The organism is Intrasporangium zincisolvens (assembly GCF_034724055.1).
GTDB lineage: Bacteria > Actinomycetota > Actinomycetes > Actinomycetales > Dermatophilaceae > Monashia > Monashia zincisolvens.
Genome location: NZ_JAWIIL010000003.1, coordinates 512,869 through 528,409, shown reverse-complemented (window position 1 = coordinate 528,409; position 15,541 = coordinate 512,869). Strand labels below are relative to the sequence as shown.

11 protein-coding genes and 1 tRNA gene are annotated in these 15,541 nt (G+C 73.8%); 4 read left to right on the top strand and 8 right to left on the bottom strand.

Features of this window, described 5'->3' with window-relative positions; translation table 11 throughout:
• Positions 1 to 18 precede the first annotated feature (18 nt).
• Both RY076_RS10890 and RY076_RS10885 read left to right on the top strand, forming a co-directional pair.
• The gene (locus RY076_RS10890; RefSeq protein WP_323097691.1) at positions 19 to 2,433 is read left to right on the top strand and encodes an HAD-IC family P-type ATPase; all 2,415 of its coding nucleotides are present in this window, start codon (positions 19 to 21) and stop codon (positions 2,431 to 2,433) included.
• 170 nt (positions 2,434 to 2,603) lie between these two features.
• A complete protein-coding gene (locus tag RY076_RS10885) occupies positions 2,604 to 3,860 on the top strand; it encodes an MFS transporter (protein WP_323097690.1) in 1,257 nt (418 codons plus the stop codon).
• A gap of 186 nt (positions 3,861 to 4,046) precedes the next feature.
• Here RY076_RS10885 and RY076_RS10880 read toward each other — a convergent pair whose 3' ends face one another.
• The 3 genes from RY076_RS10880 to RY076_RS10870 are packed head-to-tail and all read right to left on the bottom strand — an operon-like array spanning position 4,047 to position 6,255.
• Complete coding sequence (locus RY076_RS10880; protein ID WP_323097689.1) at positions 4,047 to 4,538, bottom strand: GNAT family N-acetyltransferase; 492 nt, start codon at positions 4,536 to 4,538, stop codon at positions 4,047 to 4,049.
• A complete protein-coding gene (locus RY076_RS10875; RefSeq protein WP_323097688.1) occupies positions 4,535 to 5,752 on the bottom strand; it encodes a phosphotransferase in 1,218 nt (405 codons plus the stop codon). The genes RY076_RS10880 and RY076_RS10875 overlap by 4 nt, the downstream gene beginning before the upstream one ends.
• The gene (locus tag RY076_RS10870) at positions 5,749 to 6,255 is read right to left on the bottom strand and encodes an SRPBCC family protein (RefSeq protein WP_323097687.1); all 507 of its coding nucleotides are present in this window, start codon (positions 6,253 to 6,255) and stop codon (positions 5,749 to 5,751) included. The genes RY076_RS10875 and RY076_RS10870 overlap by 4 nt, the downstream gene beginning before the upstream one ends.
• Before the next feature lie 737 nt (positions 6,256 to 6,992).
• Between RY076_RS10870 and RY076_RS10865 the strand changes: the two genes are divergently transcribed.
• The gene (locus RY076_RS10865) at positions 6,993 to 7,421 is read left to right on the top strand and encodes a hypothetical protein (protein WP_323097686.1); all 429 of its coding nucleotides are present in this window, start codon (positions 6,993 to 6,995) and stop codon (positions 7,419 to 7,421) included.
• Positions 7,422 to 7,544: 123 nt separating this feature from the next.
• On the opposite strand, the gene RY076_RS10860 is transcribed toward RY076_RS10865, so the two are convergent.
• Complete coding sequence (locus tag RY076_RS10860; RefSeq protein WP_323097685.1) at positions 7,545 to 8,993, bottom strand: right-handed parallel beta-helix repeat-containing protein; 1,449 nt, start codon at positions 8,991 to 8,993, stop codon at positions 7,545 to 7,547.
• A gap of 175 nt (positions 8,994 to 9,168) precedes the next feature.
• Positions 9,169 to 9,242, bottom strand: a tRNA-Thr gene (locus RY076_RS10855).
• Positions 9,243 to 9,491: 249 nt separating this feature from the next.
• Here RY076_RS10855 and RY076_RS10850 point away from each other — a divergent pair.
• Complete coding sequence (locus RY076_RS10850) at positions 9,492 to 10,418, top strand: NADP-dependent oxidoreductase (protein ID WP_323098269.1); 927 nt, start codon at positions 9,492 to 9,494, stop codon at positions 10,416 to 10,418.
• Positions 10,419 to 10,452: 34 nt separating this feature from the next.
• On the opposite strand, the gene RY076_RS10845 is transcribed toward RY076_RS10850, so the two are convergent.
• Genes RY076_RS10845 through RY076_RS10835 form a run of 3 tightly spaced genes read right to left on the bottom strand, consistent with a single transcriptional unit; the run spans position 10,453 to position 15,541 of the window.
• Positions 10,453 to 12,114 carry an alpha/beta hydrolase gene (locus RY076_RS10845; RefSeq protein WP_323097684.1) on the bottom strand — a complete coding sequence of 554 codons (1,662 nt, stop codon included), beginning with the start codon at positions 12,112 to 12,114 and terminating at the stop codon, positions 10,453 to 10,455.
• Positions 12,115 to 12,125: 11 nt separating this feature from the next.
• Positions 12,126 to 13,991 carry an alpha/beta hydrolase gene (locus RY076_RS10840; RefSeq protein WP_323097683.1) on the bottom strand — a complete coding sequence of 622 codons (1,866 nt, stop codon included), beginning with the start codon at positions 13,989 to 13,991 and terminating at the stop codon, positions 12,126 to 12,128.
• Complete coding sequence (locus RY076_RS10835; RefSeq protein ID WP_323097682.1) at positions 13,985 to 15,541, bottom strand: alpha/beta hydrolase; 1,557 nt, start codon at positions 15,539 to 15,541, stop codon at positions 13,985 to 13,987. The genes RY076_RS10840 and RY076_RS10835 overlap by 7 nt, the downstream gene beginning before the upstream one ends.

Here is a 15,541-nt window from a genome sequence, read left to right as displayed (position 1 = left end):
GGACGCGACAATGGGCGGGTGACCGACCTGACGACCGACGCCGCGCGCGGCCTGACGAGCGCCGAGGCCGCCGAACGCGTCGCACGGGGCGAGGTGAACCGGCTCGCCGAGCGCACGTCACGCTCCGTCGGCGAGATCGTCCGGGCCAACGTTCTGACGCGGTTCAACGCGATCCTCGGCGCCCTCTTCGTCCTCGTCCTCGTCACGGGCTCCTTCGCCGACGCCCTCTTCGGCGTCGTGCTCGTGGTCAACTCGGCCATCGGCATCGTCCAGGAGTACCTGGCCAAGCGGAAGCTCGACCGGCTGGCGCTGCTCAACGCCCCCACGACGCGGGTGGTGCGCGACGGCGCCGTCGTCGTCGTGCCGACCGCTGACGTCGTGCGCGACGACCTCATCGAGCTGCGCACCGGCGACGAGGTGCCCGCCGACGGCGTCCTGACGATCAGCGCCGGGCTCGAGCTCAACGAGGCCAACCTGACGGGCGAGTCCGACCCCGTGGCCCACGACGCCGGCGAGGCGATCCGGTCGGGCACGAGCGTCGTGGCCGGGTCGGGGCGCTACGTCGCGCAGGCCGTCGGGGCGGACGCCTACGTCAACCGGATCGCGGCCGACGCGCGGCGCTTCACCCGGACCCACTCGGAGATCCAGGCGTCGATCAACACGCTGCTGCGCTACATCACGTGGGTCATCGCCGTCGCGCTGCCGGTCACGATCTGGTCGCAGTGGCGTGCCGTCGGCGACCAGGGCTGGCGCGAGGTCGTCATCCGCTCGGCCGCCGGGGTCGTCGGTCTCGTGCCCGAGGGCCTCGTGCTCCTGACGTCGGTGGCGTTCCTGCTCTCGGCCGTGCAGCTGACCCGGCGCAACGTCCTCGTGCAGCAGCTGCCGGCGGTCGAGGGCCTGGCCCGTGTCGACGTCGTGTGCCTCGACAAGACGGGCACGCTGACGTCCGGCGAGATCGCCTTCGAGGACGTCGAACCGCTCGGCGGGCACACGGCGGACGACGTACGGCTCGCACTCGGAGCCCTGGCCGACGACCCGAACGCCAACGGCACACTGGCCGCGGTCGGGGCGTCGATCGCCGCGCCGGGGTGGACCCGGACGGCGGCGGTGCCGTTCAGCTCGGCCCGCAAGTGGAGCGGCGCGACGTTCGAGGGCCACGGCACGTGGCTGCTGGGCGCCCCGGAGGTGCTGCTCGGAGCGGACCCCGCCGGCCTGCGCGAGCGCGTCGCCGGCCTCGCCGACTCCGGCCGACGCGTCGTGCTCCTGTGCCGCAGCGCCACGCCGCTCGACGGCGCGGGCCTCCCCGCCGACCTCGAGCCCGCGGCCCTCGTGACCCTCACCGAGCAGGTGCGCCCCGACGCCGCGGCCACCCTCGACTACTTCCGCGAGCAGGGCGTCGCCGTCAAGGTCGTCTCCGGCGACAACCCGGTCACCGTGGCCGCCGTGGCCCGCGCGGTCGGCCTCGACGCGGGCGTGCCGGTCGACGCCCGGACGCTGCCCGAGGACCCCGACGCGCTGCGCGAGGTCCTCTCCCGCACCACGGTCTTCGGGCGTGTCACGCCGGAGCAGAAGCGCGCGTTCGTCCATGCCCTGCAGGCCGACGGACACGTCGTCGCGATGACCGGCGACGGCGTCAACGACGCCCTCGCCCTCAAGGACGCCGACATCGGCGTCGCGATGGGCAACGGCGCCCAGGCCACCAAGGCCGTCGCCGAGCTGGTCCTGCTCGACGGCCGGTTCTCGCACCTGCCCGACGTGCTCGGCGAGGGGCGCCGCGTCATCGGCAACGTCGAGCGCGTCGCCAACCTCTTCGTCGCCAAGAACGCCATGAGCCTCGTCGCGATCCTCGCGGCGGCCGTCATCGCCGTGCCGTTCCCGTTCCTGCCGCGGCACCTGACGCTGGTGTCGGCGGTGACGATCGGGATCCCCGCCTTCTTCCTCGCGCTCGGGCCGAACAAGCGTCGCTACCTGCCGGGTTTCCTGCGGCGCATCCTGCGCTTCGCCGTCCCCTCGGGAGCCGTCGCCGGCATCGCCGTCATCACCTCCTACCTGCTCGCCGGCAGCCACTACGGGGTGCCGCGCGCCGACTTCGTCACCCGGTGCGCGCCCGAGGTGGGCGCCGGCGGCACCACCGACGTCGCCTGCTGGCAGGCCGGCACGGGGGCGACGATCACCCTGCTCGTCGTGTTCTTCTGGATCCTCGTCGTGCTGGCCCGGCCGTTCCGACTGTGGAAGGCGGCGCTCGTCGCCTCGCTCGTCGGGGTGGCCGTGCTCGCGTTCGTCGTGCCCTTCGCGCGCACGTTCTTCACCTTCGACGCCCCGCCCGCCCTCGCGTGGCAGTCGCTGGGGATCGGCCTGGTCGGCGCCGCCGCCGTCGAGGTCATCTACCGCACGGCCCCCAGCGTGTCGGCCGCCCACCACGTGCGCGACTGACGCGTCGTCGGTCCCCGCTCGGCGGGCCGGGGCACCCCGCCCACAACGGTCCGGGCGCCCCGGGCGGCGGGCGTACACTGGAGGCTGCTCAGGGACTCCGCGTGACCTGTTGGGCGGGTAGGTCACGCACCCGCTGCGCGCTACCCCGCGCGCCGACCCCCGGAGCCCCCGTGTCACCCATCGACTCGTACCGCCGCCTCTTCGGCCTCACCGGCGCGACGTACATCGTCGTCGCGTTCCTCGCGCGCCTGCCGCTCGCCATGGCCCAGCTCGGCACGCTGCTGCTCGTGGCCGGAGCCACCGGCAGCTACGGAGCGGGCGGGTTCTGCGCCGGCGCACTCGCCGTCGCCAACGCCCTCGGCGCACCGTTCTGGGGCGCCCGGGCCGACCGGCTCGGCCAGCGCCGGGTCGTCGCCCTCCAGTCGCTCGCGGGCGCCGCGGCGGTGGCAGGCGTCCTCGTCGTCGTCAGCGCCGGGCTGCCCTGGGGCGTCGCGGCGGTCGCGAGCGCGGTCGCGGGTCTCCTTCTGCCGCAGGTCGGCCCGCTCGCGCGGGTGCGTTGGCGGCCCATCACGGCGACGACCGGTCGGCACCAGCCCCGGCTCGTCGACGCCGCCTTCTCCTACGAGGGCGCCGCCGACGAGGCGTCGTTCGTCCTCGGCCCGGCCATCGTCGGGCTCGGCGTCTCGGTCGCGAGCCCGACGGCTGCGCTGGCGTTCGCGGCCGCCACCCTCGCCGTCTTCGGCACGTGGTTCGCCCTCCACGAGACCGCCGAGGTCACCCACCGCACCACGGCCAGCACCGGCGCCGCGACCGGCCGTCTCCTGACGCCCGCCCTCGTCGTGCTCGGCCTCGCCCAGCTGCTCATCGGCTCGGTGTTCGGCTCCGTCCAGACCGGCACGTCGGTCCTCGCGACCGCCGCCGGCTCGCCGGGCCTGACCGGCTACCTCCACGCCCTGCTCGGCGTCGGCAGCGTCGTCGCCGGGCTCGCCGTGGCGATGCTGCCGCCGAGCATCGGCCTGCCCCGGCGACTGCGGTGGTTCGCGCTCGGCCTGCTCGCCCTGTCGGCGCCGCTGCTGCTCGTCGGCTCGATCGGTGGGCTGGTGCCCGTCCTGCTCGTCCTCGGTTTCACCGTCGCGCCGTACATGATCACGACCTTCACCCTCGCCGAGCGCGTCACCCCGCCATCGCGCACCGGGGCCGCGATGACCGCGCTCGCCGCCGCGACCGGGCTCGGCTACGCCCTCGGCGCGGCCGTCGCGGGGCGGCTCGCCGACTGGGGCGGTCACACGCCCGCCTACGCCGTGACCGTCGTCGCCGGCGCCCTCGCGGTCGTGCTCGCCGTCGCGGCCCACCGCGTCCTGACCCGGGCCCTGGACCCTTTGCAGACGCCGACCCCCAGCGCGACGCCCGCCCCTTCGCACCCGTAGGCGACGCCGCCCGCGCCAACCCCGCCGCGGCTGAGTTGGCGCGTGGTCCTCGCCCATCCGGGCCCGCCAACTCCGCCGTGGCGCACTTTCCGCGGTCGAGACCGCCTGCCTGACGCGGAAAGTGCGCCACGGCGCGGTTTCGGCGGTCGGCGCGTTGGGCCCGGCCGGTCGTCGGGATCAGTCGGGTCAGACGCGGTCGAGGCGCAGGCGCATCGCCGGCCACGCCGTCGGAGCGAACCCGAGGTCGGTGTAGATGCCGGCACCCTCGCCCGTCGCGAAGAGCTCGACGACGTACGCCTGCGTCTCGTCGCGGAACCACGTGAGCACGCCCTCGACGCAGGCCCGCGCCAGGCCCCGGCGTCGGGCGTCGGGGTGCGTGGCGACGTTGTTGAGCAGGCCCCAGACGCCGTTCGGGTTGACCGGCGACGGCGTCTCGAACCGCAGCCCACCCATCGCGCCGGCACCGACGCGTCCGGCGGCGTCGACCGCGAGCACGACGCAGCAGCGGGGTCCGTCGATCTCGGCCTCGAACCACGCGCGGGCGGCCGCACGCCACGCCGGGTCGTCGACGCCCGGGACGCCCATCGCCGAGAACATCAGGGCCCGCAGGTCGAGCACCGCCTCGATGTCAGCCGCGCCGGCACGGCGCGTCGACCAGCCGTCGGCGAGCCCGGTCACGACGGCGCCCCCGCGAAGGCCGGGGCCAGCGGCACCTCGACCGCGCCGTGCGCTCGGGCCACGGCGTCCGCGAGCCGCCTCGCCACGTCGGCGAGCTCGGGCAGGGCCACCCCGTCGGCGGCGGAGCGGAGGAAGCGGAGGCTGCGGTCGGGCATCCGGGGCATCGGCTTGACCGGGTTCGGCGTCCGGTCGCGGCCGTCGACGAGCTCGGCGACGCACCACGACCCGGCGAGCCACGCCCAGGCCTCGCGGGCGAGGGCCAGGTCGTCGTCGAAGTCGGCCGTGGCGACTCCGGGCCACGCCTGCGCCGCGACGCCGCGCCACCGCTCGAGCGCGGCCCGGGCGGCCGACACCTCCAGCGACCACGCGCACCAGCACGTCGGCCACGGGACGTGCAGGTAGGCGACGTCCCAGGCGACGGGCCGCCAGAGCGCGAACTCGAAGTCGAGCAGGCGCACGCCGTCGTCGGTGAGCAGGTTGTTGTCGGGGCACATGTCGGCCGCGGACAGGCTCGAGGCATCGACGCGGAAGCGGTCCGGCACCTGCCGCAGCACGTCCCACGCGGCGTCCGGCACGTCGACACCGAGCGCCCGAGCAAGGCGGGACCACTCACCGGCCGCCTCGTCGAGGTGCGCCGGTGTGTAGTCGACGACGAGCTCCTCGCCCGCCCGCGCCCGGACGCCGTCGACGAAGGCGTCCTGCAGCCCGCGACCGGCGACATGGAGGTGGCCCAGGCCCTCCGCCCAGTCGGCGAGCGACCCGGCGGCCGCGACGGGATCGAGCCCGAGGAGGCGGGAGGCCAGGTGCGGCGCGTCGCCGAGGTCGGACAGCACGACGACCCTCGGATCCGCGCTCTCGGCGAGCAGCCGCGGCGCCGGCGCGCCGGGCACCGTCGAGAGGACTGCGAGCGCCGAGGCCTCACGGGCGTACGGCGCCTCGGGCTCCTCGGTGAGGTAGCGCTTGACGACGACCGAGCCGCCCGACGCGTCGCGCGCCCTCATCACGAGGGTGCGACGGCTGCCGGGGAACGCGTCACCGACGGGCTCGAGGTCCGCGCCGAGGAGACGACCGGCCACCCCGAGGGTCTCGGCCACGAGGTCGCGCACGCGCTCGTCCCCGGGGTCGTCCCTGCCGGTGGTCGGTGCCGCTGAGCCGGCTGAGCCGGCCGAGCCGGACGCGTCGGGCCTGTCGGTCGTGTCGCTCGCCTCGGTCACCGGGACACTGTGCCAGAGCCGTCCGACTCCCCCGGTCCGGCCGACCGCCCCAGCCAGGCCGCCAGGCCCCGCTCCCCCGCCCGCATCATCCAGGCGTGGTTGAGCCGGAGCACCGGGGCGGCGACCGGGGTGAGGCGGTCGAGGCCGCGGGCCGTCACGACGGCCTCCTGGGAGTAGCGCGCGAGGGTCACGGCCCCGGCACGCGCGCGCCGGTCCGAGGTCGCGGGCTCGAGCCGGAACTCGCTCCAGCCCTCGAGGTCGCCGCCGATCCTGACGCGCAGCACGCCCCCGTCGGCGTCCTCCACCTCACGCGTCAGGACGAGGTCGAGGGTGTACGGCAGGAGGCTGCGCACGTACGCGTGCCCGCTGTCGGCGTCGATCCGGCGGACCTGTCGCACCTGGGGCCACCACTGCGGGTAGGCATCGACATCGGCGAGCGCCGCGAACGTCGCGGCGGTACCGGCCGGCACGAGCCAGGAGTGCTGGAAGCGGAACGGGCGCACGCGTCCACCCTCGCACCCCGCGGCCTCGACGCGTGACCTTCGGGGGGCGGCGGATGCCGGGGCGTGGCGTCGGGGACGCATCAGGCCCTGACCGGCTGTTGCGTCCCCGACGTCATCCCGCCCCTGGGAGGTGGTCCGTCGCTCGCCCTGCGGCGGGCGACGGCTCCACCGTCACCCCGGTCCCGTCGACCGGGGGTGGGGCTTCGGACGTTCCCTCCACGGCCGTCCGAAGCCCCGGGCGACTGCGGTGCGTTCGGGGGCGCACCGCTGCCGTCATCTGTGAGACGGCTGAGATCGCGGATCATGACAGGGTTTTGCGCCTCTCCCGGAACTTTTTCTCAGCACTTCCGCGGCCCGCGGGGCCGCGGCTGCGGCGGCCTCGGGCTGGTCCTGGGCGCAACCGCCCGAAAGGGAACGGATCCGGCGCGGATACGGCCAGGGGTTTGTCGATTTCGCCACGCGTTTGCCGCCCGTTTGGCACGATGTGCGTCACGGAGGGTCACGCCGGGAACCCCTGCTCGGCGGCGGCCCTCCGTGCTGCGCCCCTCCCAGGCGCGCGGGGCTTCCGCCGCTTCCCACGTGCGGAAGCCCCGCACCCTCCGAACCCGATGCGTCGACGCGTCGATACATCGACGTAGGCACGTCCGGGGGTCTGTCACCATGGTGTGGCCCGGCGCCGACCGCCCGGGGCGGAGCGAGCTCGGACGGGGGTCCACGTGTCCTGGGACCGGGACCGGATGATCGATGCCGCGTACCGACGCCGCGAGAACGCCGCGCAGTACGCGGCCTGGCTCGACGTGCTCGCCCCCCGCTTCGCCCAGCTCGCCCGCCGACGCACCCGCGACGCCCCACCGGGGGTGCCGCGCCGACGCGTCCGGTGGCGCACCCGCTGGCGCCGGTCGTGGCCGGTCACCGTCACGTCGTTCACGCCGCCCGGACGGCCCCCCGAGCTGCGGCTCGAGCTCGTCGTGCGCGGCGACGGCACGTGGCGCCACGTCCGGGACGGCCGCCGGCACCGGGAGGTGCGGCCCGGCGCCGAGTCGCTCGGGCTGGTGCTGGCAGAGTTCGAGGCGTCGTTCGCCGCCGAGCTGGACCGCCTCGACCCGCACCGGGCCGTCCGTCGGGCCACTCGTCCTGGCTCCGTCCCGGCTCCGCCGGCGTCCTGACCTGACCGACCTGATGCCGTGACCCCCGGTGCGTGCGGTGCCCCTGGTGCCGTCGGGCCTCAGGTGCCTCTGCGCGCCACGGCGGGTCGCGGCGACGCCGCGACCCGCCGTCGCCCTCCCCTGCTACGGCTGGAACTCGTATGCACCCCGGTCGTCGTAGAGACGCACGCCGGCCCCGGTGTTGGCCGTCGCCGGGTCGTCGACCCGGCGGTGGGATGCGGCGTCGGTCGTCGACTGTCCGGGCGCGCTCGAGTTCGCCGAGTCGATGGCAGGCGAACCGGCCTGGAGGGTGAAGACGCCTCCGGCCGCATTGACGAAGCGCGGGTTCGCCTGGTGTCCGTGCGCGTCCTGACCGCTGGCTGTCTTCATCGCTGCCAACGACGAGTACGACGTCGAGCCCCAGACCATCATCGTGCCGGCCGTGCTGAGGCTGACGAGGTCGTAGTCGAGGACGGTGCCGAGCACCGAGTTCTTGTCCACGCGGACGTTGCCGGCGTTGCGCGGGCACTTGACGACGCCGCCGGCCCCGTCGGGGCAGTTGACCGCGTTGTCGACGGCGATGTTGTTGACGATCCGGTACCCGCTGTTGGTCCCGGCGGCTAGGCCCTCGAGGTTGATCCCCGCGGTGGCGTTGCCGTACACGGTGTTGCCGATGATCCAGCCGCCCGTCGTGCCGGAGCTGTCGATGCCGTGGTCGCCGGTGATGCAGCCTGCGGTGTTGCCCGTGGGCGGGTGGGTGCAGTTGGTTTGCGCAGCGGTCGTGAAGCCCTTGTTGGCGTAGACGACGTTGTTGACGATCCTGTTGCGGTCACCGCCGGGGAACAGCTGGATCCCCGAGTCCTCGTTGTGGTGGACCCGGTTGCCGCTGATGAGGTTGCCCGGCGCGCGGAGGTCCATGCCCACGGCGTTGCGCACGTATCCGTAGGCGTTGTAGGCGATCTCGTTGCCGACGAACTGGTTGCCGGTCGACCCGTTGGTGACGAAGACCCCGGACGCGGAGTTGTTGAGGACCTTGTTGGACTTGACGACCGAGCTCTTCATCGCGTTGAGGTACATCCCGTACGCCGCCGCACCGGACACGCGCCGGCCCGAGGTCTGCACGGTGTTGGCCGTGAGGTTCAGTCCGGTGGCGTTGTAGACGTAGATGCCGTTGCTCGTGGTGTTCTGGATCTTGAAGCCCGTCACGGTGATCCAGCTGTGGTTGGAGATGGTGAACCCGTGCCGCGCCCCCGTGATGACGACGGCGTTCCCCGTCACCGGGCGGAACGTGATCCGTGCGGTGCTGGTGCCGGAGTGCCACGGGAACACCTCGCCGGTGTAGGTGCCCGCGTAGACGACGACGATCTGTCCGGCCGTCGCGGCTGTGGCCGCCTTGACGATGGTGCAGTACGGCAGGGTCGAGCTGCCGTGCCCCGCATCGGAGCAGCCGGTCTTGCGGACGAAGACGTAGATCTGCGCCCCGTCGGCGGCCCCTAGTGGGGCCAGCCCCAGGCCCAGCCCCAGGACGCCGGCGGCGAAGGCCGCCCGGCCCCTCCGAGTGCGTCGGTGTTCGCGAGTGCTCGTCCGTGCCATGTCGGCTCCCCTTGCGCCTCTCGTGCTTTCTCTCTTCAGCGACCCAGTCTGGGAAGAACCGTGGCGAGGCACGTCCCGCAGCCGGACGAGCGAGGCCTACGTCATCTGCTGTACTCAGCCGTCGGCTGCCGGACACGCAGAAAGGCCCCGGTCGCGAGGACCGGGGCCTTGTCTGAGCCGCTTGTCGGAATCGAACCGACGACCTATTCATTACGAGTGAATCGCTCTGGCCGACTGAGCTAAAGCGGCAGGTCGCGACGGCCCACACGGGGTGGCCCGGCACGGTGGTTGAGTATACGCATCGCCCCGGTCCGAGAGAAATCGACCGGTGGGCCGAGGCCGGCCCGCTCCGGAGGCCTCGTGACGACCCTCACCCGGGCACCGGGAATGACACGCCGGAGGGTCGTGCTTGTCGCCTTCGTGAGCGAGACGACGACCAACCAGAGCAGCCGCACGGGCGACACCACGAACGCCACGAGGGATACGAGCGACAGCACGATGCGCGCCATGACCTACGACGCGTACGGCGACCCGGGCGTGCTGCGCCTGACGCAGCAGCCACGCCCGAAGCCCGGGCCGGGCGAGGTCCTCGTGCGGGTCCGCTCGGCATCGGTCAACCCCGTCGACTGGAAGCTGATGTCCGGTGGGCTCGACGCCGTCATGGACATCCGGTTCCCCGTCGTGCCCGGCTGGGACGTCGCAGGTGTCGTCGAGGCCGTCGGCTTCGACACCCCGGAGTTCGCACCGGGCGACGAGGTCGTCGCGTACGCCCGCAAGGACTACGTGCACGGTGGCACGTTCGCCGAGCTCGTCACCGTGCCGGCGCGGGCCGTCGCGCCTCGGCCGCGCAGCCTGTCGTGGGACGAGGCGGCGGGCCTCCCGCTCGCGGGCCTCACCGCCTGGCGGGTGCTCAAGCGCCTCGGGGTCACCGAGGGCGACACCGTGCTCGTGCACGGCGCGGCCGGCGGCGTCGGCTCGCTCGGCGTCCAGCTGGCCCGCTCGCTCGGGGCCCGCGTCATCGGCACGGCGTCCGAGCGCAACCACGACCGGCTCCGCGAGCTCGGAGCCGAGCCCGTCACGTACGGCGATGGGCTCGCCGACCGGGTCCAGGCCCTGGCGCCCGACGGCGTCGACGCCGTCGCCGACTTCGTCGGAGGCGTCCTCGACGCGACGCTCGCCGTGCTCGCCGACGGTGGCCGGCACGCGTCGGTCGCCGACGCGTCGGTGGCGCAGGCGGGCGGCTCGTACGTGTGGGTCCGCCCCGACGGCGTCGAGCTGGCCGAGCTCGGTGACCTCGCCGACGCCGGCGCCCTGACCGTGCCCGTGGCGCGGACGTTCCCGCTCGAGGAGCTGGCCGACGCCTTCCGGTTCAGCGCCGAGGGGCACGCTGCCGGCAAGGTCGTCGTCCGCGTCTCGGAGGGCTGAGCCCGAGGCGCGGGGCGGGCGGTCCGGCCACTCGTCAGGACTTCGTGCAGTAGTAGTCGTCCTCGGGCGCCTTGGCCTCGGTCAGGTACTCGTCGACGACGCGCGCCGCGCAGGCGTTGCCGGAGCCGTAGGCACCGTGGCCCTCGGCGTCGACGCGCACGTACCGCGACCGGACGATCTCCGAGGCCAGTGCCTCGGTGTCCTCGATCGGGGTCGTGCGGTCGATGTCGTTGCCGATGACGAGCACCGGCGTCGCGACGTCGGCCCCCACGAGGAGCGTCTGGCGCTTCTGGCCGTTCCACCCCGCGCACTGTGCCGGGCCCGGCGGCTCGACCCGTGCCCACAGCGGGTGGTTGGCCAGGACGCTGCGGCTCGGCACCACCGAGTCCCACGGGGACACCGGCCAGTCGGCACACGTGACGAGCAGGTGCGACCGGCTGAAGGTGGCCGACGCGTACGAACCGTCCTCGTCGCGCTCGACGTACTGCATGGCGAGCCACGCGAGGTCGGTGCCGTCGCCGTCGGCCATCGCCGAGTCGAGCGCGTCGACGAGGTCGGGCCACGAGTCGCGGTGCCGCAGCCCGAACCCGAGGGCCGTGACGGCCCACCCCTCCGTCAGGTGCGGCAGCGAGGGGCTGTCGGTGTCGAGCGGCGAGGCGTCCAGGCCGTCGAGGAACCGAACGAGCCGGTCGGTCACGACGCCCTTGTCGGCGCCGAGCGGGCACGTGACACTCGCGCCGCAGTCGGTGACGAAGGCGTCGACCATGTCCTCGAAGTCGAAGGCCCACGACCGCGCCGCGTCGTCGACCTGGTCCTGTGTCGGCGCCGGGTCGGCGAGGGCGTCGGGCAGCACCGCGGAGTCGAGGACCATGTAGCCGACGCGGCTGGTGAAGAAGTCCGCGTACACGGCGCCGATCATCGTGCCGTAGCTGATGCCGTAGTAGTTGAGCCGCTCGTCGCCGACCGCGGAGCGCAGCACGTCGAGGTCACGCGCCACGGCCTCGGTGCCCATGTTCGCCGCCAGGGCACCACCGCGGGCCAGGCACCGGGCGTTGCGCTCGGCCGGGCCGCGCTGCCACGCACGCCGCTCGGCCTCGGTGTCCGGCGTCGGGTCGGCGCCGTACATGACGTCGAGATCCGCGTCGCTCAGGCAGTCGACGGGGTCGGACCTGCCCATGCCCCGCGGGTCGAACCCGACGACGTCGTACCGCTGCCGGACCGCCTCGCCGAAGTAGTCGGGAGCCTCCGTGGCGAAGTCCAGGCCGGAGCCGCCGGGGCCGCCGGGGTTGATGAAGAGCGAGCCGATGCGTCGGGCGGGCTCGGACGCCGGGAGCCGGCGCAGTGCGATGGTCGCCGTGGCACCGGTCGGCTTGCGGTAGTCCACGGGCACGCGCACGCTGCCGCAGTCGAACGTCTCGTCGTCGTCGCACGGCGTCCATGCGACCGGTTTGCCGTAGTAGGCGGAGAGCTCGGAGGGCTCGGGGTCGACCGGGCCGGTGAAGATGATCGGCGTGCTCGTCGGGTGCGTTCCCACCCCGAGCGACACGTCCGACCCGGCCGCGGGTCCCGGGCCGTCGGGCGCACTCGTCGAGACGACCGGGCCGGAGGCCTTGACGCCCGACGGGCGGTGGACCGGCTGCGGGCCGGTGGCCAGCCAGAACATCGTTCCCAGCACCGCGAGAGCGGTGACGGGCACGACGAGTCGGTTCAGCAGGTCGTGCCGTCCGTGGGCACCTTCCCCTGCACGAGATAGCCGTCCACGGCCTGGTCCACGCACGAGTTGCCAGCGTAGTAGGTGCCGTGTCCGTCATGGTCGGAAGTGAGAAGAACGCCCGATGCGAGGTCCTTTGCCAGCTGCTTCGTGCCGCCGATCGGCGTGGCGGGGTCGCGCTCGTTGCCGATGACGAGGATCGGGGCGGCGCCGACGGCCAGCGTCGTGCCCTTCGGGGTGCGACCCGGCGTCGGCCACGCGGCACAGCTGTCGTAGAGCTCGCCGGTCATCTTCGCCCAGAGCGGGTGCGCCTTCTTCAGGCGGGCCTGCTCGGCGAGCGTCGCAGGGGTGTCCTTCGATCGAGGCCAGTCGGCGCACCGCACCGGCAGCATGGCCTGCAGGTAGCTGCTCGTCGCGTACTTGCCCGTGGCGCTGCGCTCGACCACCGACATGCCCTTGGCCAGGAGGATGTCGCCGCGGCCCGAGAACGCCTGTGCCAGACCGCGGTTCAGGGTCGGCCACGAGCTGTCGCTGTAGAGGCACATGAAGATGGAGAAGCCGACCCAACCCTCGCCGATGCGGGTCAGGCCCGGCTTGGTCGTCGTCAGGCCGCGCTTCTCGACGGCGTCGAGCAGGCCGGCGATCTTGCCGCGGGCCGCCGCCTTGTCCGAGCCGAGCGCGCAGTCGGGCCGGGCGACGCACCAGTCGATGAACGCGTCGATCGAGGCCTCGAAGCCCTGGATGTCGTAGGTCGTCTCCTGGGCGTCGGTCTGGTTCGGCGACATCGCCGAGTCGAGGACCATCCGGCCGACCTTGCCGGGGAAGGTGTCGGCGTAGATCGCGCCGAGGAAGGTGCCGTAGGAGCCGCCGAAGAAGTTGAGCCTGCTGTCGCCGAAGACGACCCGCATGACGTCCATGTCGCGGGCCACCTCGGTGCTGCTCATGTGCATGACGCGCTGCCCGCCGCGCGCCGCGCAGCTGCGGGCCACGGAGTCGGCGGTCGCGCGCACCGCGGTCTTCTCCTCCGGGGTGTCAGGCGTGGGGTCGGTGCTGAAGAGCCGGTCCATGTCGGTGTCGGTGAGGCACGAGACCGCGTCGGAGCCCCCGATGCCGCGGGGGTCGAAGCCGACGATGTCGTACACGGACCGGACCGCCGGGGAGAAGACGAACGAGGAGTACTGCGCGTACTCGACACCCGACCCGCCCGGCCCGCCCGGGTTGATGAGGAGGGAGCCGACGCGTCGGGACGGGTCGGTGGCCGGCGCCTTGCGCAGGGCCAGCGTGAAGCGCTCCCCCTGCGGCTTCGTGTAGTCGACGGGCACCTCGATGGTGCCGCACTGCTGGCGCGGGTTGTCGCTGCAGCCCTTCCAGGCGACCTTCTGCGTGTAGTACGCGGCCAGCTCGGCCGGGTAGCCGCCCGCTGCCGGACGCGTCGAGGTGGCGCCGGGTGTGGGGCTGCCCGAGGGGCTCGGGGGCGACATGGGGGCCGCGGAGGGCGTGACCCGCGCTGCCGTCGGCGTCACCGGGTTGGCGGCGCGCCACGCGACGAGGCCGACGACCGCGACGAGCGCGGCCACGGCCACGCCGGCGACGACGACCCGGCCCCGCGAGCGAGGAGCGTCGGACGGCGGCGGGGCAGCGTCGCCGTACCCGGCCGACCCGCCCCAACCGCCGGCGGCGTCCGGGACGCCCGACGCGCCGGGCGCGACGTAGGCACCCGGCAGCGACGCGTAGGGCTGCGACGGCGCCTCCGGCAGGTCCTCGCGCGCGGGCGCACCCGCGCCGCCGGGGGCCGACGGCCGCTCGGGCTGCTCGGGCTGGTCGGGCTGCGCGGGGTCGCCGCTCGGGGTGTCGCTCAGCATGTCAGTCCGTCCTTGGGCACGCGGCCCTGCACGAAGTAGGCGTCGACGGCCGAGTCGACGCACGCGTTGCTCCGACGGTAAGCGGTGTGGCCGTCACCGTCGAAGGTGATGAGGGACGCGTTCTCGAGCTGGTCGGCGAGGCGCTTGCTCCACTCGTAGATCGTGGCCGGGTCGCGCGTCGTGCCGATGACGACGATCGGGTCGGCCCCGGGCGCGCGCACCTCGTGCGGCTGGTCGGTGGACTTCGCCGGCCAGATGCCGCACGGCAGGGCGCCCCACGCGAGCGTCGCACCCCACGTCGGGGCGGTCTTGGCGAACTCCTTGGCGTAGCCCTCGTAGGCCGAGAGGTCGGGGCTGTCCGGACGGTCGAGGCAGTTGACGGCGTTGATCGCCTCGAGGAGGTTGCCGTCGTAGCCGCCGCCCGGGTGCCGGCTGGCATAGCCGTCGGCCAGCTGCATGAGCGTCTGCGCCGAGCCCGACTTCGCCTCCTGGAGGGCCTGGGTGAGGATGCCCCACGCACCCTGGTCGTAGAGGGCGTAGGCGACGCCGAGCCGGGCCCACGCCTCGTCCATCCGCGGGATCGTGGCGTCGCCGGTCGGCAGCGGGTCGTGGTCCAGCCGAGCGAAGAAGTCGTCGAGGCCCTTGGCCGCGGCCGGGACCGTGTCGCCGAGCGGGCAGTCGCCCTCCTGCACGCACGAGGCGAGGTAGGCGTTCGTCGCGATCTGGAAGCCCTTGGCCTGGCCGGCCGCGAGCTCCTTGCTCGTGAGGTCGGGCGGCACCACGCCGTCGAGGACGACGCGACCCACCCGCTGCGGGAACAGGTCGGCGTAGGTCGAGCCGATGAAGGTGCCGTAGGACTTGCCGAGGTAGTTCAGCTGCCGGTCGCCGACCGCCGCGCGCAGCACGTCCATGTCGCGGGCCACCTCGGCCGTCGACATGTGCTTGACGAGCTGGGGCTTGTCCTTGACGCAGCCGGCGGCGAGCTTCTTGTTCTGCTCGAGGAGGGCCTGCTCCTCGGCGGGGTCGTCGGGCGTCGTGTCGGTGCCGAGGTAGGTGTCCATGTCGGAGTCGCTGAGGCAGTCGATCGGCTCGGAGCGGGCGACGCCGCGCGGGTCGAAGCCGACGAGGTCGAAGTACTTGCGCACCTGGCTGCCGACGATGGTGTCGGCGCCCTGCTGCACGTAGTCGACACCGGACGCGCCCGGCCCGCCGGGGTTGGCCAGCAGCGAGCCGAGACGGTGGGCCTGGTCGCGGGCCTTGACCCGGACGACCTTCATCGTGATGTCGCTGGAGGGGTCCGGGGCCGCGTAGTCGAGCGGGACGGTGAGGTCGGCGCACTCGGCGGTGCCGCAGGTCTTCCAGTCGAGCTTCTGCGCGTAGTAGCGCGCGAGCTGCGGCGACGGAGCGGCCGTGGCCTCGGGCAGCCCGGAGCGGCTCGTGCTCGGCACCGGAGCCTCGGACTGGTCGCACGCGGCCGAGGCGAGGACGAGCGCCGCGGTCACCGTCGTCGCGAGGAGGGCGCGGGCGATGGCGGCAGGGCGTGTCGTCAT

Bases quoted from the DNA above. Each gene is read 5' to 3' on its own strand.
- RY076_RS10865 (WP_323097686.1), top strand. From the start codon at position 6,993: ATGATCGATGCCGCGTACCGACGCCGCGAGAACGCCGCGCAGTACGCG.
- RY076_RS10860 (WP_323097685.1), bottom strand. From the start codon at position 8,993: ATGGCACGGACGAGCACTCGCGAACACCGACGCACTCGGAGGGGCCGG.
- RY076_RS10850 (WP_323098269.1), top strand. From the start codon at position 9,492: ATGCGCGCCATGACCTACGACGCGTACGGCGACCCGGGCGTGCTGCGC.
- RY076_RS10840 (WP_323097683.1), bottom strand. From the start codon at position 13,991: ATGCTGAGCGACACCCCGAGCGGCGACCCCGCGCAGCCCGACCAGCCC.
- RY076_RS10835 (WP_323097682.1), bottom strand. From the start codon at position 15,541: ATGACGACACGCCCTGCCGCCATCGCCCGCGCCCTCCTCGCGACGACG.